The 22,973-nt window shown below is 36.5% G+C and carries 18 protein-coding genes; 5 read left to right on the top strand and 13 right to left on the bottom strand.

The genetic code is table 11. The features are described 5' to 3' along the window. From WCM76_14800 to WCM76_14780, 5 genes are all read right to left on the bottom strand, one after another. A partial coding sequence (locus WCM76_14800; protein MEI6766896.1) for a hypothetical protein occupies positions 1 to 414 on the bottom strand: 414 nt, incomplete at its 3' end. Between the two features lie 113 nt (positions 415 to 527). Further along, positions 528 to 5,348 carry a DUF3883 domain-containing protein gene (locus tag WCM76_14795; protein ID MEI6766895.1) on the bottom strand — a complete coding sequence of 1,607 codons (4,821 nt, stop codon included), beginning with the start codon at positions 5,346 to 5,348 and terminating at the stop codon, positions 528 to 530. Positions 5,349 to 5,924: 576 nt separating this feature from the next. Beyond that, positions 5,925 to 8,159, bottom strand: coding sequence for a DUF3987 domain-containing protein (locus WCM76_14790; GenBank protein ID MEI6766894.1), 2,235 nt, complete (start codon positions 8,157 to 8,159; stop codon positions 5,925 to 5,927). A gap of 3 nt (positions 8,160 to 8,162) precedes the next feature. Then, positions 8,163 to 8,453 (bottom strand): helix-turn-helix domain-containing protein, encoded by a 291-nt coding sequence (locus WCM76_14785; GenBank protein MEI6766893.1) that lies wholly within the window; start codon positions 8,451 to 8,453, stop codon positions 8,163 to 8,165. 150 nt (positions 8,454 to 8,603) lie between these two features. After that, positions 8,604 to 9,944, bottom strand: a complete 1,341-nt coding sequence (locus WCM76_14780; protein ID MEI6766892.1) for a hypothetical protein — start codon at positions 9,942 to 9,944, stop codon at positions 8,604 to 8,606. 470 nt (positions 9,945 to 10,414) lie between these two features. On the opposite strand from WCM76_14780, the gene WCM76_14775 reads away from it, so the two are divergent. From WCM76_14775 to WCM76_14760, 4 genes are all read left to right on the top strand, one after another. Continuing rightward, entirely contained in the window at positions 10,415 to 11,281 is an 867-nt protein-coding gene (locus WCM76_14775) for an AraC family transcriptional regulator (protein MEI6766891.1), read from the top strand. After that, the gene (locus WCM76_14770) at positions 11,281 to 12,426 is read left to right on the top strand and encodes a hypothetical protein (GenBank protein ID MEI6766890.1); all 1,146 of its coding nucleotides are present in this window, start codon (positions 11,281 to 11,283) and stop codon (positions 12,424 to 12,426) included. Before WCM76_14775 ends, WCM76_14770 begins: the two co-directional genes overlap by 1 nt. A gap of 206 nt (positions 12,427 to 12,632) precedes the next feature. Continuing rightward, the gene (locus WCM76_14765; GenBank protein ID MEI6766889.1) at positions 12,633 to 13,487 is read left to right on the top strand and encodes a DUF4332 domain-containing protein; all 855 of its coding nucleotides are present in this window, start codon (positions 12,633 to 12,635) and stop codon (positions 13,485 to 13,487) included. After that, a complete protein-coding gene (locus WCM76_14760) occupies positions 13,477 to 14,325 on the top strand; it encodes an agmatine deiminase family protein (GenBank protein MEI6766888.1) in 849 nt (282 codons plus the stop codon). The genes WCM76_14765 and WCM76_14760 overlap by 11 nt, the downstream gene beginning before the upstream one ends. Before the next feature lie 183 nt (positions 14,326 to 14,508). On the opposite strand, the gene WCM76_14755 is transcribed toward WCM76_14760, so the two are convergent. The 5 genes from WCM76_14755 to WCM76_14735 all read right to left on the bottom strand — a co-directional run bounded on the left by WCM76_14755 (position 14,509) and on the right by WCM76_14735 (position 18,042). Next, positions 14,509 to 15,276 carry a hypothetical protein gene (locus WCM76_14755; protein MEI6766887.1) on the bottom strand — a complete coding sequence of 256 codons (768 nt, stop codon included), beginning with the start codon at positions 15,274 to 15,276 and terminating at the stop codon, positions 14,509 to 14,511. Then, positions 15,270 to 16,271: a MarR family transcriptional regulator gene (locus WCM76_14750; GenBank protein MEI6766886.1), complete on the bottom strand. Its 1,002-nt coding sequence runs from the start codon at positions 16,269 to 16,271 to the stop codon at positions 15,270 to 15,272. The genes WCM76_14755 and WCM76_14750 overlap by 7 nt, the downstream gene beginning before the upstream one ends. A gap of 350 nt (positions 16,272 to 16,621) precedes the next feature. Beyond that, positions 16,622 to 17,284: a DUF6766 family protein gene (locus WCM76_14745; GenBank protein ID MEI6766885.1), complete on the bottom strand. Its 663-nt coding sequence runs from the start codon at positions 17,282 to 17,284 to the stop codon at positions 16,622 to 16,624. A gap of 160 nt (positions 17,285 to 17,444) precedes the next feature. Next, positions 17,445 to 17,690: a YtxH domain-containing protein gene (locus WCM76_14740; GenBank protein MEI6766884.1), complete on the bottom strand. Its 246-nt coding sequence runs from the start codon at positions 17,688 to 17,690 to the stop codon at positions 17,445 to 17,447. 166 nt (positions 17,691 to 17,856) lie between these two features. After that, positions 17,857 to 18,042, bottom strand: coding sequence for a CsbD family protein (locus WCM76_14735; GenBank protein ID MEI6766883.1), 186 nt, complete (start codon positions 18,040 to 18,042; stop codon positions 17,857 to 17,859). A 976-nt stretch (positions 18,043 to 19,018) separates the two neighbouring features. Between WCM76_14735 and WCM76_14730 the strand changes: the two genes are divergently transcribed. Then, the gene (locus tag WCM76_14730) at positions 19,019 to 20,236 is read left to right on the top strand and encodes a site-specific integrase (protein ID MEI6766882.1); all 1,218 of its coding nucleotides are present in this window, start codon (positions 19,019 to 19,021) and stop codon (positions 20,234 to 20,236) included. Positions 20,237 to 21,138: 902 nt separating this feature from the next. On the opposite strand, the gene WCM76_14725 is transcribed toward WCM76_14730, so the two are convergent. From WCM76_14725 to WCM76_14715, 3 genes are all read right to left on the bottom strand, one after another. Next, a complete protein-coding gene (locus WCM76_14725; GenBank protein MEI6766881.1) occupies positions 21,139 to 22,107 on the bottom strand; it encodes an FISUMP domain-containing protein in 969 nt (322 codons plus the stop codon). Continuing rightward, positions 22,094 to 22,501, bottom strand: a complete 408-nt coding sequence (locus WCM76_14720) for a ParB N-terminal domain-containing protein (protein ID MEI6766880.1) — start codon at positions 22,499 to 22,501, stop codon at positions 22,094 to 22,096. Before WCM76_14720 ends, WCM76_14725 begins: the two co-directional genes overlap by 14 nt. Before the next feature lie 183 nt (positions 22,502 to 22,684). After that, on the bottom strand, positions 22,685 to 22,973 hold a 289-nt coding region (locus WCM76_14715), incomplete at its 5' end, for an FISUMP domain-containing protein (protein MEI6766879.1).

Here is a 22,973-nt window from a genome sequence, read left to right as displayed (position 1 = left end):
GAGGTGGTCAATTTGAACCGGCGCACACTGGATATTTAGAGCGTTTTTTCCATGCATGCGAACCTGCGCCAACTGAAATAGTAAGCTAGCAAGCTCATCCTTTTCACCGTCTTCGCCTATTGTTATTTTCCTGTCCTGGATTATCGTTTCTAAGGATCTAATAAATTCGTGATAGACATCGAGTTTTTTCTCAAAAATCTTACTATTTTTTTCTTTACTTTCTTCTGTTTCGGATTGCTTATTTAGCAAAAGCATTGTAACTGCAATAGTCAATATGGCACCAATTGCACCACTTGCAAGAGCATAAGGAAAATCTGATTTGAAGGCATACATTAATGAAAATGATAATACCAGAATAATTCCAATAATAATTGCATTGACCGTTGTCTTGCTAATTTTATTTCTTTTTGTCATGATGTCTGAGTTAATTTTAATACTTTGGGATGTGCAATTTAAGCATGTATTGAAAGAAATTAATCAGAAGGAATAATATCCAGGACTTTTCTATGTGGCAATCAATGGATATGCTATTCGGCATCCTTTTCAAATCTAATAATGAAACTATCATTGACTACAGAGAATAATTCATTGTCCGTGAAACTGTGTCTTCCTTTATAATCAAACGGGCCTTGTATTATTTCAATAGTTGTAATTTCAGGCTTATCAATATTTCTGACCAAAAATATTTCGTAGTGCTTTCGTAATTTTTCTCCTTGGGCAATTTCGTTTGATGAAATATGAAACGCATTTTCTTTTCCTACAACTTTGACTTCTGCATATCTTGGGTACTTTGCATCATTAGGAATGTATTCGAGGTCATAACCTTGCCCATCTTTACCATCTGTATTGATACCTGCTTGTTTTGAAAATTCAGAAACCCATTTCACACTTTCATGGTTTTTTATAGAATTTAGCAAATGTTTGTAGACGAGCCATTCCCCAACAAATCCAATATCTTCGTTTATTTGCCTCGGTTTTCTGGGCGGTTTTATTGGGGGCCGTTTTATTTTCGTTGGATCCGAAACAACATCGTCATTTTTTTTAATTTTTATCTTTGAAAGACTGGTGTTGAAAATATTTTCTGATTCTAATTGACTATAAAGATCGGAAAGGTTATCAAAAAGAAAAGAAGAAACACCAAGAGTTATTTTTCTTTTCGCCATGCTATTAGGTCCCGTAAGTTCTTGCGGACTTGTTTTACCAATCCAGTCCACTAATTCATCCAAAAGAACCTGGATTGAATTTTCAAAGTACAAAAGGCTTTCTAAATCAGGCCGTTCATTTATAAATTGGTTCGCCAATTCTTTTGAAATCTTTAAATCAATTGATTTTGATTCATATGCATTTTTATTTGACTGGTAGATTTGTATGAAATTTATATCTGGCGTATCATTTAATTCTATTTCAAATTGTTTTAACAATTGATCATGCAGATCTTTTTCGACATCATAGTTGATTTCATTTATGAAAACCCCCACTAAAATATCATAACGATTTAGCAGATTCAAAAACTCTTTTTTATCTTCTTTTGAATTGTTGCACAATGAATACAAAACGTTTTTGAACTCTGGCCTTTTAATTTCCTTTATTCTTTTAAAATCCAAATCATACAATTCACTAATATTAAGTGAGGGATATGCGAATTTGTTTAAAGTATTTAAGGTTAAATTAGTGGCGTTAAGTAATTGAACGATTAATCGTAATGACGACTCCTCATTGTAGTCATCATAATTAATTTGATTAAAAACACAGGTAATTATTTCATGATATTCCGGAAACAACTTTATGAGTTCTTCATGTAAACTGTTATCCGTAAGGCTGTCTTTACGAATGTTTTTTACTGGGAAACATTTGAGAAAAGAATGCCAGAAATGAATTTTAGGATCGTTTACAATTCCCAATATTTCTTTAGCTTGGATTAGTTTTTCTAGATTTTCATCGTCTAATTCTGCCCTAATTATATCATCTCTTCCCGAGACCGATTTTGAAAATAGTTCTCTTATCTGTTGTCTTTGTGCGTCAACATCAATCAAAGCAGAAAATGCTTCAGCAATCGTTGAGCAAAAACTAACATCCTCCTTTAATCTGCGCTCATCAGTTATGAAATCCGGGGTCTTAATATAAATAGTTTTTGCTTTTTGTAAGTATAGATATTCATAAACAGATAAACTAAATTCTGCTTTTTCTTGCTCTCGTTCAAGAAATACACTTAGATCTGTCACTAGTTTAAACTTAATATCCTTAATTAGATTCTTTTCTTTCCCCGTCGTGTCAAGCTCTTGCCTAAACACATAAACATATGCTTTGAAAGACTCTATTTCCTGTTCAAATTTGGAGCTTAAACAATGAAAAATAGGAGCCCCCGCTAGTGTGAGTTTTAGGCCTTTTAAAGGTTTTGTCCCAAAAATCTTCAGTATTTTATCTTGACTCCTTCGTCTTTCTATTTCAATTGTGTAGAATTGATTTATAATGCTTTCACCATACCTTTTATTGTCAACATAAAATACAGAGGAGTTGGGTTGATAACCAAACACTCCATTTTTTTTACAAAATACTTTTCCTTCAAGTTGAAAAATTTTATATTCAGAATCATTAATATCCAAATTCCGATCATCAAAATTCACAGCCAATTCCCTATACAACGTCTTTGCTTTGTGGCCGGAAGTGTCTATTTCATTGAGATTATTTAATATCGAATATAATGTTTTTGTTTCGAAAGTTGATATGGTTTTGTTTACCCCGATTATATTTAATAGGTAATCAACTTTATCTGAATTTATGTTGTAATTTTTAAAAATTGACGCATCATAATCAATTTCGGGCTTTTCTATAAGGGGACTAAATTCTTCAGTAATTGTAGCTGAAGTGGTGCATATTTTTGGAGCTTTTATTTTTCCACTCTTTGTTTTAAGCCAAGCGGATCCGGATATCAACCATTTTAGATAATTAACAATCTGCTTTTCGTGTATATCCCTTTCAATTCTAGCATTATAAAGCCAGAATGCAATAACGCTCTTCTCGGGTTCAAAGTTATTCTCTAGACCGCTCAATAATTCTTTGTCTAAGGAGAGCCAAGCTAATATAGTCTCACTTTGATTAGATTCAAGTATCTGCTCAATGCCATCAATCGATTGTACATAAATTTTACTATAAGAGAATAATTCATTTTTAAAGTCAAGATAATTTTTATAATTATTAAAATAGTTGTCAAATCTTTTTATTCTATAATCGTAATTCTTCATCGCAAATTCTGCAAATTCTTTATCTGCGGAACAGTGAATTTTTTTTGGGAGATATTCAACACCTAACCAACAAAAATACTTTTGAATTTGGTTTTCTTCTTCTATTTCCAAACCGAAATCTATAGGGGCTGCGAGCAATTTCGTTCTATCATAATTGTATAGTTGTGCAGTAATCTTATTGCCATAGTATTTGCCAAAATATACTTCGTTAGATTTTCTTCTTTTCTTCTTCTCTGTTAAAACAAGGGCAGATATTTCAGATGATAATGCTGGGGGATTGGAAGTCTTAATTTCATTTTTAAAAAGCTTAAATAAATATGTGTGGAGTTCTAGAACATCGGCGTTTGATATTGTAACTTTAGAATTATATTCCCGAATTAAAGTTTCGGCTATTTCGATGAAGGAATATTTTTTAATACCGAATGGACCAAGAAAGGCTAAAAGCGTTTCAATATTATCAGTGTTCAATTCCTGTAAAAGTGAATTCGTAAATTCAGTATTCAAAAATCTGATGTTTATAAACTCTGGAAGCTGAAACTCTCTACTGTCATTTGGATGAATAAATATATTGGAATTCCACTTTATTGGATTATTATTAGAATCAATAAGGCATTCCTGCAAATCAGATAATTCGAACGTATTTGATCTGAGTTCTTTTTTATTTGAATCACAAGCAACAAAGTAGAAAAATAGTTTTGCCAATTCTTTGTTGCTTATTTTATTGATCCTTTTTGCAATAATTAATGAAAATTCTGTTATTGAATAACTGTAAAGCGGGAATGAATTTAAAAATTCAATTATAGACTCATCTGAACATTCAGGCATTAAATTTTCGACATCATCACCAAAAGCAATGCTCGCAATCGGGCTGTTATAAAAAACCGGTTTTAAACTATATGAAAAATACCGATTATTCACATTTGGAAAAATAGTGCTTGATTTAATTTTGGCGAAAAGTGTTTCTTTGAAATTGAATTTATGTAAAACACTATCAATTTTATCAAAATCAATGTTTAAAAGTTTAAGAGGCAAATAACTTGAATTGAGGCTCTCTGAGGCTATCCATATTGCAGTTTCAATTAGCAACTCAGCGAGTTCGCCTGTCAAGTACTCATTGTGCCCTTCAGTGTCATTCAATAATTGATTTCTATCCTGTGACAATTCAAAAGTCCCATGTAGAAGTGCAGGAAATGGAAAACGAACTTCCGTTTTAAAATAGCTAAAAAGTACATTTTCTGTGTCAGAGAATTCATCGTTCCAAGCAATTTCAAGTTCATAATTCTTATCCTTATGGACTCCGCTCCTGCTTTTGATATGCCAGGTTTTATTTTCAGCACACCCACTAAGAAGGTTTTTGCTTTCAACAGTTACAATTTCTTTTGTGGAATTAGGGAACGACTTTTTAAAAATAATCTTACTTTCAGGGCTATCAATTTCTATTTCCTCAATATGATTAAGGAAAATGAGAGTTTCCTTATTTATGATTGAAAAAATTTGTAATTGAACTTCATCAATAATTTTTTCGTTTAATTTGATTGTTATGGTAGTGTCATAGTCATCAATTTTAATGTTCTTTTCACTTTTCAACTCTGGTACGCGAAGAGTTGCGATAGGGTATTTAACTTTGCTTTTGTTTTTTAAAAAGTTAGAAATATTTTCTGATTCAGAAATTAGATTTTCCAAAAATCTCTTAGCTATTGCTTTTGAAAAACCTATTGTAGTTCCACCACTATTAATAATAACTTCATCCGCCCAACTTAGGATTGAACGAAATCCTAAACCCTTTTGTCCAATTTTATTTTGTTGTAGGGTTTTCGAACTTAGGTTACTATAGATTATTGAACGAAATCCATCTTCATTAAATGGTTCCCCATTATTTGCAATAGTAAGGATGTTGTCTGACAATCTAATTAGAACTTTTTTATTTTTTGCATTTTCACAAGCATCATCTGCATTTTGCAACATTTCGAGCAATTGCCTCCCATTGTATGCTTCAATGTTCTGTCGTTCAATATTGAAATGTTCTAAAATATATGCGGGGGAAGAGCAATAGTCCGATTTTCTTTTTTGTAATTCTTCTTCAATGAAGCTATTCAGAGGAGCCATCTGCAGTATTTTTTAATTATAATAATCGATAATTATTCAAAAAATAGCAACTTCTAAAGTTGTAGATTCTACGCTGATAAAATCATTTATTTATTTCTGAAATAAACAATGAGGATAATAATAATTATGCTAAAATATATATTTAATCGGTCTATATTACATGATAGGAATAATAATTGACAGATTGCTAAGGAGTCATTTCTTCTTTTATTATTTTTTACTCCAAAACTAATTTTTCCCTCACCAACTTACCTGTGGAAGATGAAAAAATGAAAACATGAAAAAGTGAATCCGCCGGTGGGCGGATAATATGATCTTTCGCTCAATGACCGGCAGTAAAACGCCCGAAGCTCAACGACCAAGTGAAAAATGCAAAATTCCTTTTAATTCTCATTTATTCACCTCTCAGTAGTTACAGAAACATCCACTCTTTTCATTTGGCGATGTTAGGATTGTTGTCCATTTGGCCGGTTAGTCTTTGTTGCTCAAATGCTGCTATTGAATAGAATAGGTGACAGAAAAAATAATTGCAGACTGCAAACCTTGCAAAGTTTGCAGTCTGCAAAGTAATTTGTACTATATGATTTTTGAATAAGAGCCGTATATCGGCTGGGTAAGATACTTGCCGAGCAAGTCTTTTAGAAAGTAACCGACACTTCGCTCAGAGAGTTTATAAGTCTTGCCGAGTTCAATTGCTTCGGCTCGGGCGAAGTCTTTTGGAAGCGCTTCAAAGAACTGACGTTTGTTATCGCCCGAGCGAAACACATCGCTTTCTTTTTGCTTAGGCAGGTTGTGAAACATGAGTATGCTATGCTGCAAGTAGGTTTGGACTAAAGTTGATGCAGTGTTGAAATCAGCATCAGAACAGCAGAGCGTTGTTGAGTAGTCGCCATTTTCGAATTTGCGAAGGGTGGTCAGGATCATGGCAATGCGGTAGAGGATCAGCCCAAGCCGTTTGACAACACTACCTGCATCCCCACCGGTAAAGAGTACGGTTTCGGTAAGATGTCCTGTAAAATTGGTGTTCAGTGTTTGCCACTGACTTGCACTCAGTTTTATTTCTGTCGGTGATGTTTTTAAAAACTCGACCATGTCAAATACTTCAGCGGAAAGTCCGTTGAAGTATTCAGTAAGGTTCAGAGTGCCGGCATCAGGGGAAACGTCTTTCCATACTTGCGGCACGCGGAAGGTGTAGAAGATAAATCGGCTGAACAGTCCATCTTCGGAAGAGGAGATAAGGCCGGTGACCTGACTTGGTGTTCCTGATAGGGCAACAGCCAAACGTGGCGCATCCACCTGTACATACTCATTGTTGGCTTTGCGTGAACTTGAAATGCTCTCGTGGTGGAAGGCTTTGCGCAGCATGTCGGAATATCCACCCCAATCCTGCTTAAACACATTTCCCATGGTGTCGGCCTCGGTTTCACAGATTATACCCTGGCCGTCATTCTGTTCAAGATGAGAGATAATCTTTGCATAACTTGTATTAGCCGGAATGTACACCACTTTATACGGCGGCTGTTCAGGCATTTCGTCGGGAGGTTCATTCTTTTTCTTAGAGCGCTGAGCCATCTTATACTGTTCCATTTCAATAGTGTACCGCTGCTGTTCCTCCCTGCTTGCCCTGATGGTTACGTCATGGTACTTATTTGCCAGCATTTTCGCGAACTTCAATGCACCCTTTCCGCTTGCTGCCGGTGCAATGACGAAGCAGAACAAATGGGGGTATACTGTTTCCTGTGAGTAAACTCCCTGAACGTTGGGCATGCAGCCACTGAGTATTGACAGCGCCGCCGTAAGAAATACATCCCGTTCGCGCGACACGGCAAAGACTGACGCGCCGTTTCTGAGAATGCCGGGGAGTTGATCAAAGAGTTCGCCGGGAAGTATAGGCGTAGCTGAAAGATGGTCGGGTATGTCCGGTTGATCCGTTGGGGGAGGGCAGTTAGCTTGCTTATTCGTCAATTCTGAGACTGCAAAGTTTGCAAAGTTTGCAGTTTGCAAGTCATTGTGGCGATATGAACTGCGGACAATAGTTCTTATTTCCTGCTTCGGTAAGTCATAACGTGCCGATATCAGGTCATGAGTTTCCTGTTCCGCGATTCCTGCACCTTTGCAATTTCTTGCCAGCAGAAAGATGAAGTTATTCCTGTTTCCGTCAATATACGTTTCCAATTTCTCCGTGAATGCAATACATTCCTCAAAAGACCTGTGAAAGGCCTTTGCTGCCGGAGGCGCTGACGTTGGAGCTGAAACGGCCATTTCGATATTTACATGGAATGGTTTGTATTCATGATTGTAATACAAATCAGGATCGAAAGAGAAGAAACAGAGTCGGGGAATGTCCTTGCATTTGGGATCCGCCTGAATACCCGTTACCTTTTCATAATGTTCCCTGACCTGTCTGTAGGCCACTGAGTGATGTTCCGGCCCTGTGGTGACCTCTGTGAATACTTTGAGGCCGTTACCTCCGGGGCTGCGAAAACAAGCAATGGTGGTTTTTTCTGTAACGATCTTCTGATAAACAGATTCGAGAACTTGATGATCGAGCTTGTCGAAATCAAGATGAACACAATTACTGTATTCGTCAAGATTATCGAGGGTACGACTGCCTTTGAACGTTCCGCAGGGAGTAAATGACGGCAGCTTCTTTTTTTGCTGGTCGTACTCGTCCTTATTGCCGTTCTCAATCAGTTTCCGCAGGTGCAGGACCTCGTCCCGGTAACTGCCGTTCCGTATCAGTTCGAATACGGAAGGCAGAAACAGGTTCTCTTTTACATTACTCAGGTCTGAAAAAACAGATACCATCATGACTTACTTTCTTGAAGTGTCTGCCGATTGGTAATGCTTTTCCATCAGCGACTGAATGTCGGAAGCCTTGAAAAAGATTTTACCACCAATCTGGGAGAAGCTTAATACCTTCTTGTCACGGTAGTTTTGCAGCGTTCTTTTGGATATTTTCAGAAGCCGACAGGTGTCTGATATATCCAGCCAGATATCTGAAAGAGGATTTTGTTTGTGATGTTGTACAACTTGAGAGCGGATTTCATCAAGTTTTGTCACAAGTTCGCGAAATGCATCGGATTGAATTGTTATTACTTCCATTTCTTTTGATTTATGAGATTAAACACTAAATGAATTAATCTTCGTTGGCCATTGAAAGATGAAGCAAAAGTATCCTGATGTAGAGCGCAACGGTAGTTGCAAAGGGTTGTGCAACCCCAGGCAAAAGGCAGGCAAATGAAGGAAAATGGGTTATTTTTTTTCCTTAAATTTTTGTGTAGTCTGTCTTAAATGAACCAATTTATCGTACCAAAAATCAACAGCCTTGAAATCCGGCATGTCAAAATTATTCTTAACGCTGTTGGAACTGATAGTATCGGTTTTCTTTGTTTGAAAGACTTCTGCAATAGATTTGAATAAATCTGTTTTATTCTTGACCTCAATAAGGCCGTTGTCGTATAATACTCTGAATAGAAAAGCCAATTCGGGAACGGTGAGGTTCACTTTTATTTTATTGTTTGCGGAAGAAATGGTTTCTGAAATTGAATTGGGCTTATCCGAGACTTGGTTTTCGGCAATGAAGGACTCAAGAAAAGCATTATAGCGTAATAATGCTTCGGCATTAGCGAATGAATAGCTGCCATGGATATCGCACTTTTCATCAGAATAACGCTGATTGCGCAATATGCAATCCATCTGGATTGTCATGTTTTTCCAATCTCTAACTCCGAAGAATGCATCTATCCTCTCTTTTTTAATTGAATCTATTTCCCCTTTAATCATGCTCTGGATAAGGTCAAGATCCCGGCGAGCAATCAGCAGTTTCTTTTCAGTTGATCCAATTTGTTCAAAGCTCTTTGCAAATCTTTTTGAATAGAGATCATCGACAAATTGAGTATAAAGATTACGTTGATGATTTCGGATTCTCAATTTTTCCTCTTCAGTAAGTGCATCCCATTCAGGGAGTTTGCGAAAATATACATTCCAGAATTTTTGCCATTCGGTTAAAGTCACAGTACAATTTTTCCAGGCATTTATATAATCCTCAAGTTCGCGCCGTTTTTTTTCTGCATTCTCTTTCTCAAATGCCGTGTTGGTTTCTTCTGCTATTTCAAGGTGCTGATGAAGAAAATTTTTGAATTCACACATCTCGCGCACAATAATGAATTTTTTAAAATTTTCATAAATAGTGGTGATTTGCTCTCTTTTCAACGTTCCGGTGATAAGTTCAGAAAAGCCATCAGGATTTGAGGATAATATTTTGATTAGGAGATTAGGTTTAGCTCTTTTATCATTATTGAAAAGGCTCTGCGGATTTATTTTAAAGTTTTTCGCATGATTGTCACAGAACGATTGTAATTTTGGAAGGTCTTTGCAATCGTAATTTACAAGTTCGTTGCAGTGTTCAATAAGTTTGCTGACGTTTTCATAAGGGCCGGCATATTTTATGTTTTCAAGTAACTCATTCTTGGCGGCAGCTTTTTTTTCTTCAATGATTGACCTAATTTCTTCAATGCTAGGGCTTCTTCCGTAAAATTTATTAATACTTTTTGTGAGGTCGTTAAAACATTCACTGCGATATTTGTAATTCATGACGAGCTATTTTTAAGTGTTGTAATCAGTACCCCAAATTTAGTCAAGAAATAGGCTATTTTCTTTGAATCACGAGCAAACATTTAGAATATTTTCCATTAATACCATAAAAATATTTCATGAGCTGATGTATCAGTCCTATTTCTGGTTAAAAAACAGTTAGATTTAGGTAAGAAATCAGTAAAAACGGGGTAAAACCGGTAAAATTTAGGTGAAATTAGGTTAGATTTGAGTGAGCGAACTGAATTTCCAGTTTAAAATTGATCAAAATGGGGTGGGATTTTTATTTCTGCCGCATTTATGTCCGATCTTTATAAATGGAATTGCAGTTTAATTCTCATCTTGCGCTCAGTTTAGTTTAATGATTAGCTGATTGCACTTACAAAAGCTGAAAGTTGAATAAATGTCCGATTATGCCTTTACATCAGCATGAGTTTGAATGAATATTTGTAATGTAAACACAGTTTATTATGGCACGCAGCAAGACTCCTCATGATATTCGAATGGATATTCTCCAGAAAAGTATTGATTATATCGAGAGCCAGTTGAAAGTTGGCGGAAACCTGTCGGTTAAACAAATCGCGGATAATGCATGCACGGTAGAACGGAATTTATTGCGGAGATTCAGATCTGATAAACATGAAAGTGTTTCGGGGTTTGTGACAAGATTGAAGGTTGAAAAGGCACAACGCCTGATTGCATACACGCTGAAAGATCCTGAATTGATATATGAAGATGCCGGATTTCGCGATTATGAGTCTTTTGAAAGGGCTTATTGCAGTTTAAAGGAGGGGAATCCGCATGAATACTTAGCGGAGATCAAAATAGTAAGAAAAAATTGCAGGGAATCATCGCATAACGGTGAAGATATTATTCTTGAAGATATTAAAATGGTGGCTGTCCGCGATTCTGGAGATTACAATGGCAGTAAACCTGAAGTGGCCTGGGGAAAACTTAATTTGATCATCCGTAATAATAACTGGAATTTAGAAAATGCAGCTTATTATGGAGTCTTGTACGATGATACTGTTATCACAAAAAAAGATTATTGCAGGTACGATGCCTGTATTTTGCTGAATACCAAAGTAAATATTGGAAAGAACTTGCGCGAAATCAATTTGCCCGGAGGGCGATATCAGAGGTTCCGGCATAACGGTCCGTACAGTGAGTTGGAGGCTGTTTATTCAAATATTTACGATGGATGGGATGAACATACGCTTTTTGATCTTGGTGAGCGGCCAATCATTGAAAAGTACTTGAATGCCCCTCAGGATATAGCATCCACAGAGTTGTTGACTGAAATTTATATTCCTGTACATGATAAAACAATATTGTAATGGAAAATATTAGACGGAGGATCATTGAGTATCACAGGCAATTTGATACGATAAAGGCGGCAGGGGAGATGCCAACAGATGAAATATTCAATCTGGAGGATGAAATTCTCTCACATTTTGGCCTTGGGTCAGGGAGTATGTACTTATATCAAAGTACGCTGCAATTGAAAATAGCAGAGTTGAAAGAAATGCCTGATGAAATAGTCGCAAATACAATTATAGAATACTTATCAGCTTTGAAAGGGCAAGACGATGGAGCGATTATCTTTCAAGGTTTTGAAATATACGAGATAGTGTTTAGCAAAAATTCCTTTTTTACATTTAATATTACTCATTCAGAAAGTTTAATAACCGCGAATGATGATGTTGTAGATGAAGAGCTACATAGCGTATTACTGATGGATGATTTCGGGATGGTAAAGAAGTTGTTGAAAAACGCTGGTGCAAAAGGTTTTTATGTGATTGATAAAATTCAACAACATTTAAATTCTAATTATGACCAGGCGCCATTTGTGATCAATGTCGAACGTGATTTCGGTCAAACATTGTCGGTCAATAACATTCTTGTGAAAGCCGAAAGAGAAAACAATGTTAACGAGCAATCCAACACAATCGCGGAGTTCAGAGTTATTTCAATTCATCCAAAATCTGAGAAGCTGGAAAATGCCTTTGAAGCGATAGATAGGCGAATTTCAGAAGAAGTGCTGAATGATAAACTTGGCAAGTGCCATGAAACACTGGTACAGTCCTATATGCTTTTTCTGCAATTCCAGGAAATGGGATTTGTGGATATCGAATGCAGGGCAAGGGCTGGCCTCTCAGATAATCTGCTTTTTCAAATGGCATTTCTATTGTACAAGATGCGGCACATTGAGATAAGTACTGATTTTATTACTCTTCATGAGTATGTGTTCGAAAAAAAGGATTTCGATCTTTTGGAAACAAACTTTATCCGGATACTAACCGGCTTCAAGGAATCATGGTTCCAGATAGAATCTAATCATTTTGACAAGAGATACTTTATCAGTGGCGTTCACACTTATTTGGCGCGGAATAACTATTTTATTCCAGTTGAAATAATTGATAAAACAATTGATTTACTGTTTGAATACCTACGGGAGAAGCATCTTTGGTGGAACGATTAAATCTATATTTTATGGATAATGAAAAGAACTTGTTGAATTTTATATCGAATTTGCCTATGGTAGATGGTCGGATAATATGGGATATCCCCATTGAAGTGGATGACGAATGTGCATTTAGAGCGTTAAGGACAGTCTTATATGCGGAACCCAAGATTAATCCACCAAGGAAAAGGATAAAAAAGTTAAAACGATAAGGAGAAATTTTAATGGAAGATATCTATGACGCTTGTAAAAATTTAATGAAGGTCAATGAAATTAGCCAAGTGACCGCAGAGATACTAATTAGTATTGGAATCGAAACGCTCAATGACCTTGCGAATGCAGATCCCGATGTGCTGTTCGAAAAAATTTCTAAATTAAAAAATGAGGGGATAATTAAAAGCGGAAATTCAATAGAATATATTAGGAAATGGATAGAAAATGCGAAGTTGCCTCACCTGCAGTATTCAATTGCCAACACCCGGTATGATGATCTTAAGGCCCGGTCATTCAATGAAGCGATACGCATTATATTGTACTATCATCTCGTAATTGAAAACAATCCTGAAATTATTCCTGGTCTGATATCTTTTGAGGTTAAAGAAGAAATGAAATCATGTTTCAAGAAGTCTTTCACTAATATGAAAATGGTACGAAAAAATAATGCTATCTGTCGAAATTGGGAAAGAAACAATGTTGAGATAATATATGAATTGAAAAAAATGCACTCGGTTTATTTTGAGGAACTGTTTCCGATTGAAAAGTTCAGATTAAAATATGGAAAGGATGAGGACATAAGGAGATGTCATTATTGCACGATATCGGAGTCGCAGATAAAACATTTGATAGAGCATGGCGAAATCATTACAAAGCGGATATACAGCAGGGGACGGACGATGGAGGTTGACCGTACAGATCCCAACGGAAAATATGAACAATTGAATACAGAACTATGCTGCTATTGGTGCAACAATGCAAAAACTGATGAATTCAATGAGGATGAATTCCGGCCAGTTGGTGAGGCAATAAAGAAGATTTGGGAAAATAGATTGAAATTAATAACTGACAATCATGATAACTGACCAAAAAACAAACAAACTGTACCTGTCGGACAAGCTCTCTAAAACCTATCCCGGTTTTTATTCAAATTTTGTCAAAGCGTTAGATGCTGCGAATATCTACCCCGAGGTACTCGTTGGCACAAAAGATATTTGGGCAAGAGATTACATGCCGGTACAGGTAAATGAAAATGATTATGTGGGATTCAAATATGATCCGACATACCTCCGATTTGAAAAATATAAGAATAAAAAGACTGATGGACTTGCTGTCTTTCCTCTTAAGCAGATTAAACCTGAAAGAACTGAAATAATTTTGGATGGCGGCAATGTAATCGCCGGGAATGACTGGGCAATCCTTACAGCACGAATATTCAGTGAGAATCCTGATATAGCTCCGGAATCAATGATTGAAATTATATGCAAGTTGCTTCAAGTAAAAAGAATTATTATTATTCCTGTGGCGCCCTATGATTTTACCGGACATGCCGATGGTGCTGTAAGATTTTATAAGGAAGATACGGTTCTGATAAATGACTATTCAAAAACAGAGAACAAGAAATATAGAGAATATGACTTGCATCTTAGAATGGCATTACATAATGCGGGGCTAAAATATCTGACAGTCCCGTGCTTACCGGATATAAACAAAAATAATACAAGCGCCTACGGGTTTTATATTAACTACTTACGAATTGGGAATACGATATTGCTGCCAACTTTTGAAAATGATGTTGAAGACGATTATGCCGTAGCGCGATTCAAAGAGCTGTTTGGGAATTTGGTATTTCCTGTTAAATCAAATGAAATTGCAGCTCAAGGCGGTGTTTTGAATTGTATAAGCTGGACATGTAAGCAATAATTTGGGACAAAGATATATAACTCGGAAAGTTTCAATCCACCACTGTGGACCAAATTGGAGGTGCCGGACGTATTGACCAGGTTCTGCTGAAATAATTTGACAGCCATTTAATAATAGTAATGATCAAATTAGGGCCGTCATTATAAAACGGTGTATACTGATCAACTTGAGCGGCGCGTCCTATTACTTTAAGTTAAAGTTCTTTTTCAGTTGCTCCAATAATCCAGCAGGATCAGCAATACCAACACCCATTTCTTTAAAAATTGCCTTATCAGGCAAATCATTTGTAATTGCGTTTACAAATTCCTGTATATGGTTTTTAATGGTTTCGGGCAAATCAAAAACACTTTCCGATTTAAGCATTAGCACTAAGCGAAACACATCGGCTTTATGTTTACGCAAGTGTTTTGAATCTTCATTCTTTCCCTGTGCAATTCTTTCAGCAATTTCCAGGCAGGCTTTAGCTTTCAGGCATATCAGGGCTTCTGTATTTGCTAAGTGTAATCCGTTTCCAATTGTGCTATGCTCTATCATGTAATTGTAATAATCATTGCTCAGCAAAATAGCAGACAGGCTGGAGAGATCGTCATCCACAGGTATAGGTGTAAGGTGTGCGCCTTCTTCAAGAATAATCACATCGGGTCTGCGAGAGAATAATTCAATCTGCATCGGAAACTCCTTATCTCCCGGTTTAATAAAGCGATAATATTTCCGTTCTTCGCCACCAACCTCCCGGCGCTCATAATTTGCTGTCTTTATAAATTCCCAGAAGCGTTTTACAAAGTCCGGATTTAGCGCTTCCACAATCAGGATAATATCAATATCCTTTGTAGCACGGGGTATTAACTCGGCATCGCTAATTATTATATCACAAGCAGTGCCGCCAATTATCACATAATTGTCGGAGAAATCCTTAAAGTATTCCCTGAATTTTTCTATTCCTCTTACCATATGTTATTTTCAATTATTTTTTCCAATGCCATTTCTGTTCTTTCATCCGGTATGTCTTTTAATGTTAGATATAATGACAGGGGATCAACTACCGGCTTATCATTCGGCACATCTCTTACTAATGCAAGAGGATCGTATTTCCAAACCTCCAGGCAGATATTGCCTTCATATTTATTCAGATTGACAAAAGCGCCATCTCGTTGCAATGTGTAAAACAGTTTTTTTTCTATCGCCCTGAAATGTTGCTTGCTTGGATTCATGTCAGAATATTCGGGAAGAGCTGAAGTGTTACAAAGAAGTAAAAATGGATTTCCGACTATCTGATCCACATAGACAGTTTTTATTATGGGGTTCAAGAAAAGTTTACGATGTTCAAGATCGTTCCACATTTCGGAAATGCCAAGATTAAATCGTAAGTATTTTTCTTTTTCTCCGACAATAGTGCAAATCTCATGATTCAATAAGTTTTCCGCAGCATAAGTTATCGCCATCTGAGTGTAGTTTAGTTTTAGTGCCAGTTCTTTAAAAGACATTTCCTCAATTCTGAGATTATCGCGCCGGTGTATAATTCTGTATAAGACAATAAACTGGGCGGATGGAAGCAGGGTTTCCTTTTTTGCAGCATTTTTGTTCATGCTAAAGTCTTCCCTCAGATCAATAAGGAAATCTGGAAGAAAAAGCTGTTTGCCCGGGACGATAAAGTTTATTCCCTTCTCCACCAGACGCCTTCTGTTCAAATATGTCATTTCGCTTGCTAACAGCACCACTTTTTTATTAAAAGCCTCCCTGATAATCTTAAAATGTATTTCCGTTTGCATAATACTGAACTCTTCAGGGTTGGGCTTTTCAACCAGTATAAAAGACTGGTTTAGCAAGGTCACTTCCATAAGGTTGTAGATCTTTCCGATAAAGTATGGCATCATTCCGAGTTCATCCCTTTTTATAGGCTTGTATTGGAGTTCTACGCCCAGTATCTCCAAAATGTATTTTTGCAATAGCTTCATATTTATCTCATGATAAAGTTAAAACTGTATGATAAAGTCAATCACTTTATTGTGCAAATATAGCTTTATTATACTGATTATCATTTATAAAAGTTTCAAAATGTTTATTATTATCAAAATCTTTATTTTCATTACTTCTTATATAACCAGGTTGGTTGGTACGTAAATTAGTACTACCAATTGTAAAATCATTCGTATTTGTATGATTGGGATATTCGGCGCGTCCGTATTAGTTTCAAATGGTGGTCAAAATAAAACGGCGTAGACTGATCAACTTGAGCGGCGTATCCAGGCATGTCCGTATATAAGTTCATTCTGATTAAAGGTATCATTTGAAAAAACTATTCAGCATCCTCACCATAAGCAGCATCAACCGGTTTAGATTCGGGAGAGCCTTTTTGTCTAAGCCAAATAGAAAGTAAAACTAAAGTTGCGACTGCAAGGAATTCACTCTGCCAGTTTTGGAATGACTCAAACCAAAACCGTGAATTGCTAAAATATTGAGAAGCCGTTGCCAAAGGCAAGTTTTTCATAAACTGCTCTTCATTAAAATTTTTCATACTTCCCCAAAAATGCATAAAAAATGAGCAAACGAATAAAATAATCAAAACAAGAGTAAGCGAATTGCTATATATCTTTAACCATAGTCCTCCTCTTTTTACAGGCCATGGTGCTTTGGGGTGTATCTTTGGTGCTCTGTCTACTGCTTCCTTTTTGTAAAGGCTTTTAGATTCTGAAGAACCCTTTTGTCTAAGATAAATTGTAAGAAAAACATAAAATGCCATCTGTAAGAATTCACTTTCCCAGTTTTCAAAAGTAGCCTGAATGAAATGACCGCTCTTTGCATATTCAATTATAGAAAGTGGTGGAAATCCATTTTCGTGTCTTTCCTCATCCATTGTTTTCATTCCAGCTATAAATTGACCAGCCCAAAAGACCAGCATTAAAGTAATTAATACTAAGCTTAAGCTATTTTTGTAGATGAAAGAATGTCTTACTTTCATTTCATTCTCTTTAACATAAATCCGTTTAAATAGGATTAAATTATTGCCCGATTTTGCGAACGAATAAGCCCCGATATTTTCAGCGGGGCATTGAATTCAACAGGCGATAGATAGGGTTGTATTATTAACCCTAAGAATATTTCCGTTTTATAAAAATCCGTTATTTTCCATGTTCAACAAAGTCAGAAACCGACTTTTTAACATCCGAGCATTTACAAGAAACGCAATCCAGAAATTCGTTGAACTTATCCTTTAACTCTTCTGCTAAATCTTCGCTCTTTCTTGATATGTTTTTTCGGGTTTTCAAACCCTTTTGGGGTGCGAATAAAACCCCTAACAATGCGCATGCAGCAACGCCACAAACAGCTGCACCTGCAATACTTAAGATTACTTTTCCTTTTTTCATAACTTTGCTTATTATAAATTGTTGCTACTATATGTACTCTCTTGCGAGACCTTGATATTTTCTGAAGCCAATAAATGGTAAGTGAGAACTTTTTGTCTAATTCTTGTGTGAATCACAAGGCATTGCCTCGCGATTAGAAGCAATACCTTGTGAAATACGCAAACCATTATAGGGCACCAATAATTTTGTGCAATTCCTCTTTGGTTTTACCAAGCTTGATTTGAAGCTTGCCTAGCATTTCATCTTTCTTGCCTTCGGCATACATCAGATCATCATCGGTTAAGGTTGCAAATTTCTGTTTGAGTTTGCCTTTTTGTTCGTTCCAGTTTCCTTTAATTTCTGTTGAATTCATTTTCTTGAAATTTATTTGTGAATGAATTTTCACGATACAAAGGTGAGTATACTTCACTCATAGCGCGTTACATAATTATATCTATTGCTTTCACAATTTACATATTACCTTTATCTATTAATGTTGTAATACTGTGGCGACCAAACATGTTTCAAATACTATAATCGGAATTGTGTCGCTGAATTTGCGAATCGCTGGAGGTGCCGGACGTATTGATCACCTTATGCCGAAATAATTTGACCACCAGTTATATTAGTAATGAAGGTATTGAGGTGGAAAATAAAACGGTGCAGACTGATCAACTTGAGCGGCGCGTCCACAACATCACCTCAAACATGTTGTGTAAAACCTCTATTGTTATGTTGTGCTACAACTCTATTATTATGCAAAAAATAATATAAAATTTTGTAATACAACGTATTCTAATAAAAACCAGGGTAATAACAGGCGTGGGCTGATATTTAAAATGAAAAGGGCAATCTGCCCTGATTAGATAAACAAAAGGATTTCGCTTTGGATAAATAATGTTCAGAAATATCTAAAAATATTTCACTCTTTTAGTCGGAAATGCCTGTATCTATTGTATCTTTGGAGTGAAGTAAAGAAGTTCATTTCAATACAAATTGAGGCAAATTTTAGAGGTTGCAAATTAGGTTGCAAAATCGTGCAGTCGTTCTGAAACTTGCTATAATAAAGGGACGCAGAAGGTGTTTCCCACACCCATTCTCTCCGCCAGCGGTATAACGCAAAATCACGCAAAACCCCGAAAATACTACACTTTCGGGGTTTTTCATTTTTCACCATGAAGCATAAATCGGCACAAAAGACACCTATTCCGTGGGATAAATCGTGACCTATTGCGATTTATGGGAATAGGTCACGTTTTTGTTTCGTTTTACCTGTTTTTCACGTTTTTGCGCTTTGTCAGGTGACCTCATGAGTTTAATTTTAACTTAATCAAACAGGAGGTAATTTTATGACAAGAACAATGATTTCTTTGCTGTTCATAATCAGAAAAAGCAAAGCGTTAAAAAATGGAGAAGTCCCTATTTATCTGCGCATGACAAGCCGAAAACAGTCGGTGGAAATTGCAATCGGACGGAAAATCAATCCGGAATTGTGGTCAGCTGAAATCGGAGGTGCTAAAGGTAATACCAAAGAAGCCCGGGATGTGAACGACCAGATCAGCGAAGTAAAGAATCAGCTAAGAGAACTAATGCGGCAGATGCGTGAGGATGGTGAGGAAATATCGCCACTGGCTCTAAAAAACAAATGGCTTGGAATTAACCCGGACGAAAAAACGATCCTGACCATTTTTCAGGAACATAATGATAAAGTGAAACAACTCGTTGGAAAGGACTTCGCAAATGGAACGAAACAACGCTATGAGGTTACTTTCCGGCATGTGAAGGAATTCATCAAATGGAAATACAAAAAGGAAGATCTACCGCTGAGCGGAATCAATCACGAATTTCTGACCGGCATGGAGTTCTATCTTAAGACTGTTCGCAAATGCGGTCACAATTCCTCAATTAAATACGTGAAGAACTTTAAAAAGATTGTCCGCATTGCACTGGCAAGCGGTTGGATTAAAGCAGATCCGTTTGTCAACTATAAAATGTCTCTGAGAAAAGTTGACCGGGGCTTTTTAACTGAGGAAGAATTGGCCGCCATTCAAAACAAGGACTTCCCTTGCGAAAGATTGCGCCAGGTTCGGGATATTTTTCTGGTCGGCTGTATGACCGGACTTGCATATTCTGATTTGAAAAAACTCACTCAGGACAACCTTGTCAAAGGTGACGATGGGAACCTGTGGATACATGTTAACCGCACAAAGACCGATAACCCAAGCCACATACCATTATTGCCCATCGCGGCTCAGATCATAGATAAGTACAGCAATCACCCCCATTGTATTGCCAAAAACGTTCTGTTGCCGGTTTCCTCCAATCAAAGACTCAATGGCTACCTTAAAGAGATAGCAGATGTTTGCGAAATTTCGAAAGTCCTGAGTACGCACATTGCACGGCATACTTTTGCCACTACGGTTACTCTTAATAATGATGTTCCAATTGAAAGCGTTTCGAAAATGTTAGGACACAGTTCTATTAATATGACCAAAGTATATGCCCGGCTTCTTGACAAAAAGGTAAGCAGTGACATGCAAAAGCTATTTGAGAAATACAGCAATTGACCAATAAGCCCCGGAAATTTGCCGGGGCTTTGTTTTTCTATGACGCAAATAATGGAATTAAGTGGAAAACGGAACAGAAAGAGCTAAGTCTGTGTTGTGACGCATTAACTTTGTAAAAAACTCGCTCCTATGCCCGGTCTTGTTAAAACCTTCCAGCAAATTGCTGATGAATACGGTGTTCATCGGAACACTCTGAGGATTTGGATAAAACCAATTCGTCCCCAACTCCAATTGAATAGACAACGCCTCTACTTGCTCCCATGGCAGGTTAAGCTAATCTGTGAATTTTTGAATGTGCCGGATTCTGCAAATAAGCATTGATCCCATTGTTTTATAATTCTTAAAACTATGCCGGGTAAAGTCAAATCGATGTCTGAAATAGCTCAGGAATACGGCGTCCACCGGAGCACTCTATACGACTGGATCAAGCCAATAAAAGCGAAATTGAAACTTAATCGAAAGGCATTAAAAGTCTGGCAAATTCAAATTATCTATGAGTTTTTGGATAGACCTTAACTTCAATAATCGATATGAAATCGAGGAAGTGATTTCTGTAATATCCCCAACAAATTTTACGAGGTGCAACTGTAGGAAACTGATCATCGGCAGTTTCCTCGATTAGCTGTTTTTATTTATTTATTTTCCATGCTGCCTGCGGCAACGCCAAACCTGATTATCTTTTTCATCCTTCCGAGATTGTAATGTTGGTTGGCATATAGGACGCATCGCCAGGCTCCGTTAGGACAGTATATTTCCTTTTACCATCAGAGTAGATAGCATGATTTTTAGTGCCATCCTTCCATTTTTTAATTATAGGTAGTAATATAATCACATCTAAACAATCTCTAAGAAATGACGCTGTGGCGTAAATACAAGGTTAGCGGTTATTAATTATATTTTTTTTAGTCAACAATACACCTTATATAGTTTCCATGTTTTTTATCATTTCCTTGAAGGCTTATTGATTCTCTATCATAAATTAAGAGACCTTCCCAGACACAGTCTTCATAGCTATGTTTGGAAACACTCCAAAAACAACAAAGTTCACCAATTGAGAGAAAATCTTCTGTACCCGTTAAAGGACATTTCGCCTCTATAAGATTCATATATCTGTGGATTCGGTAGCCACCTGGTAAAACGTTTAGCATACTTTTATTTGTACCATTACCATTTTCAATCCACCCATTAGAGCTTTTCATATATTTACCTGTATGTACCCCTAGTAATTCAACTAATCTGTTCCATTCTTCAATAGATGGTATATGGGTTCCTTCTGGTGCAAGCCCTCTTGGGTCATTAACCGCATACCAATTATATAGTATGCCATAGATTTTGCCATTTTCAAGATCGTTATTATAATAACACCAAACCGGTTTTCCCTCTTTACCTGCGGTATCCCATTCTTTCGTTGTTATTGCTTCTGGTATATCATCACCATTTCTAAACTTTGTTACATTCAAATTTTCTCCAAACCAAGTTTGTTCTTCAAGAATTATAGTTTTGTATGAATTCCCGTCAATATCAATAATGCTTTTTCCTTCTTTCGGCGTGATGTCAACAATTTCTTTTTGTTTTGATAATTTCTTTTGCACGGCTTCAATTCTTCTATAAGCCATACTGTTTTTTTCGTAGGAAGCTTCTTTCTCAATAGACTTATTGTAATTTGCCAATGCCTTGTCAAACTTATTTAATTCGTAATAGCAACTACCCATTAAACCATAGCATTGATAGTGCGGATATTCATTAACTAATGCTGTTAAATCAATTATTGCAGCTTCGTACTGTTGATTATAATATTTTCTCTCCGCCTCCTTATATTTTAATTCATAATTGGCAAGATTCTTTTTGAAAAGAAAATCAAGTATTCCCATTGTTGTTTTGTTTTAAGTTTTCTATATATTTCATTTGGTCTTTTCTAATGAGGAATGGAATAGTCATTATACCCATATGTATAAACAGTCCAATCCGATGTTGTCCATCTATAATTGTCCAATTGTTTTTGGTGATGTTTCTGATAATTGGAGGTATTAATTTATTACATTCTCTTATAAATTTTACCAATCCAACCATTTTATCATCCATCACAAATTTTTTGTAAAAATTTCCGTCATGGATATGACTCAACACTTTATCAATATCCAAAATAGCAATGTCATAATTATTTGGTATATCATCTGTTATCTCGGTCTTAAGTTGCATGATTGGCATTTCAGATAGTTTGTCGTGAAATATCACATTCGATTTATCAATAGATATTAAACTCATATTATTCTGCTATTTTTCGAAGGGTCTTTCATTAATTACCGCTAACGGTCGAGGCTTGCTATTCGGTGGGGCGAATCGAAACCGCTTCCTATCCTAATACACCAAAGGCAAATGAAAGAACTGCACTGTCATAAAACCCGGCTGCCCCTCTGATAGCAAGCCTTTGTAAGCGTTTCGTTAGTTTTATTCATCCTTTACACAACGAACTGAAAGACCGCTTGTCCTATCCCAATTTGCCTTATAAATAGCACTAGAGTTATTCTCCATGTGACGATGATAAGCACTCCAATCATCATCGACCTTTGAAGAAGTCCACCAGTTGCCAACACTTCCAATAGAGTTGAATGTCTTAGTATCAAAATTAAATATACCGCCAGGAAGGGCAGAGAACCCACTGCTATTTGTTGCGCCTTTATTAGTGGATATTCCGCACATAGTAGTCCACTCATTCCGCGGCAAACTGGTCCACCAA

Source organism: Bacteroidota bacterium (genome assembly GCA_037133915.1).
In the GTDB taxonomy this organism is placed as follows: domain Bacteria; phylum Bacteroidota; class Bacteroidia; order Bacteroidales; family CAIWKO01; genus JBAXND01.
This window is presented reverse-complemented; position numbering and strand designations above follow the sequence as displayed.

Coding starts and splice junctions, on each gene's coding strand:
- WCM76_14790 (MEI6766894.1), bottom strand. CDS start 8,159: ATGATGGTATCTGTTTTTTCAGACCTGAGTAATGTAAAAGAGAACCTG.
- WCM76_14725 (MEI6766881.1), bottom strand. CDS start 22,107: ATGGGAATACTTGATTTTCTTTTCAAAAAGAATCTTGCCAATTATGAA.
- WCM76_14780 (MEI6766892.1), bottom strand. CDS start 9,944: ATGAATTACAAATATCGCAGTGAATGTTTTAACGACCTCACAAAAAGT.
- WCM76_14730 (MEI6766882.1), top strand. CDS start 19,019: ATGACAAGAACAATGATTTCTTTGCTGTTCATAATCAGAAAAAGCAAA.
- WCM76_14745 (MEI6766885.1), bottom strand. CDS start 17,284: ATGAAAGTAAGACATTCTTTCATCTACAAAAATAGCTTAAGCTTAGTA.
- WCM76_14720 (MEI6766880.1), bottom strand. CDS start 22,501: ATGAGTTTAATATCTATTGATAAATCGAATGTGATATTTCACGACAAA.
- WCM76_14740 (MEI6766884.1), bottom strand. CDS start 17,690: ATGAAAAAAGGAAAAGTAATCTTAAGTATTGCAGGTGCAGCTGTTTGT.
- WCM76_14735 (MEI6766883.1), bottom strand. CDS start 18,042: ATGAATTCAACAGAAATTAAAGGAAACTGGAACGAACAAAAAGGCAAA.
- WCM76_14755 (MEI6766887.1), bottom strand. CDS start 15,276: ATGGTAAGAGGAATAGAAAAATTCAGGGAATACTTTAAGGATTTCTCC.
- WCM76_14765 (MEI6766889.1), top strand. CDS start 12,633: ATGGAAGATATCTATGACGCTTGTAAAAATTTAATGAAGGTCAATGAA.
- WCM76_14795 (MEI6766895.1), bottom strand. CDS start 5,348: ATGGCTCCTCTGAATAGCTTCATTGAAGAAGAATTACAAAAAAGAAAA.
- WCM76_14770 (MEI6766890.1), top strand. CDS start 11,281: ATGGAAAATATTAGACGGAGGATCATTGAGTATCACAGGCAATTTGAT.
- WCM76_14760 (MEI6766888.1), top strand. CDS start 13,477: ATGATAACTGACCAAAAAACAAACAAACTGTACCTGTCGGACAAGCTC.
- WCM76_14775 (MEI6766891.1), top strand. CDS start 10,415: ATGGCACGCAGCAAGACTCCTCATGATATTCGAATGGATATTCTCCAG.
- WCM76_14785 (MEI6766893.1), bottom strand. CDS start 8,453: ATGGAAGTAATAACAATTCAATCCGATGCATTTCGCGAACTTGTGACA.